The sequence below is a fragment of the Actinomycetospora sp. genome (assembly GCF_055612215.1).
In genome coordinates this window covers 1-1,626 of the sequence record NZ_JBVPVA010000388.1, presented here as the reverse complement: position 1 = coordinate 1,626, position 1,626 = coordinate 1, and the positions used below count along the sequence as shown (strand labels likewise).

The following is a 1,626-nucleotide window of genomic DNA, read 5'->3' as shown; positions in this document are numbered from 1 at the left end:
GACGACGCGGCCGCCCTGCCCCAAGATCAGGGGCACGCCAGGCAGGCGGCAGGCCCTCGTGGGCTGCCTCCAGTGCCCGTCGTCGAGGGGGCGGACGCGCGGGCCGGCCGCGCGCACCGGCCGGGCGGGTCGGAGGCCGGGTTCCCGGGCACCCCCGGCCGGTGACCGAACCGCTCGACCTCTTCTCCACCCCGGACGCGCCCGACTCCCCCGGGCCGATCCTCGACGCCGCGGCCGCCGCGCCCACCGAGGCGCCCGACCTCGACACGCTCCGGGAACGCGCCGCCGTCTGCACCGCGTGCGAGCTCTACGAGGGCACGACCGGCACGGTGTTCGGCACCGGCCCGGCGACCGCCCGGATGATGTTCGTCGGCGAGCAGCCCGGGGACCAGGAGGACCGCGCGCTGGAGCCGTTCGTCGGGCCCGCCGGTCGCCTGTTCGACGGGGCGCTGGTCGAGGCGGGCATCGCCCGCGAGGACGCCTACGTGACGAACGCGGTGAAGCACTTCTCGTTCCGCCGGCAGGGTAACCGTCGCATCCACCAGACCCCGAAGGTCGGCCACGTGCGGGCCTGCCGGCCGTGGCTGGACGGCGAGCTCGCGCTGGTGCGCCCGCACGTGCTCGTGACCCTCGGGGCGACCGCGGGCAAGGCGCTGCTGGGCGCGTCGTTCCGGATCACCGCCGAGCGCGGGCAGCCCCGACCGTGGCAGGACACCATGCTCGTCCCGACGATCCACCCGTCCGCGATCCTGCGGGCCGACCCGAACCGCGGGCAGGACGCCGACGAGATGCGGGCCGGGTTCGTCGAGGACCTGCGCACGGCCGCGGGGCTGCTCAGCTGACCCCGGCCGCGTCCATCCCCCGCATCTCCTTCTTGAGGTCGGCGATCTCGTCGCGCAGCCGCCCGGCGAGCTCGAACTGCAGGTCGCGCGCCGCCGACATCATCTGGTCGGTGAGCTGCTGGATGAGGTCGGCCAGCTCCGCGCGCGCCATCCCCGACGTGTCGCGGTGCTCCACCACCCCGGAGTGGCCCCGGGTGCCGCCGGCCTCGCCCGCCGCCCGGCGGCCCCGGGAGGCGTTGCGTCCGGACCCGCCGATCTCCACCTCGGTGTCCTCGGCCTCGCGGTAGACGCGGTCGAGGATGTCGTTGATGTTCTTGCGCAGCGGCTGCGGGTCGACCCCGCGCTCGGTGTTGTAGGCGATCTGCTTCTCGCGGCGGCGGTTGGTCTCGTCGATCGCGTACTGCATCGACTCGGTCACGCGGTCGGCGTACATGTGCACCTGGCCGGAGACGTTGCGGGCCGCGCGGCCGATCGTCTGGATGAGCGACCGCTCGCTGCGCAGGAACCCCTCCTTGTCCGCGTCGAGGATGGCCACCAGCGACACCTCGGGCAGGTCGAGACCCTCGCGGAGCAGGTTGATGCCGACGAGCACGTCGTACTCGCCCGACCGCAGCTGGCGCAGCAGCTCCACCCGCCGCAGCGAGTCGACCTCGGAGTGCAGGTAGCGGACCTTGATCCCCAGCTCGAGCAGGTAGTCGGTGAGGTCCTCGGACATCTTCTTGTTCAGCGTGGTGACCAGGACCCGCTCGTCCTTCTCGACCCGCGCGCGGATCTCGGCGACCAG

The 1,626-nt window shown here is 73.7% G+C and carries 2 protein-coding genes; one reads left to right on the top strand and one right to left on the bottom strand.

Features of this window, described 5'->3' with window-relative positions:
• The first annotated feature begins 161 nt into the window (after positions 1-161).
• The gene (locus AC0CYZ_RS11090; protein ID WP_472215217.1) at positions 162-842 is read left to right on the top strand and encodes a UdgX family uracil-DNA binding protein; all 681 of its coding nucleotides are present in this window, start codon (positions 162-164) and stop codon (positions 840-842) included.
• Here AC0CYZ_RS11090 and AC0CYZ_RS11085 read toward each other — a convergent pair.
• A partial coding sequence (locus AC0CYZ_RS11085) for a helicase-related protein (RefSeq protein ID WP_472215215.1) occupies positions 835-1,626 on the bottom strand: 792 nt, incomplete at its 5' end. The two genes, AC0CYZ_RS11090 and AC0CYZ_RS11085, sit on opposite strands and share 8 nt — an antisense overlap.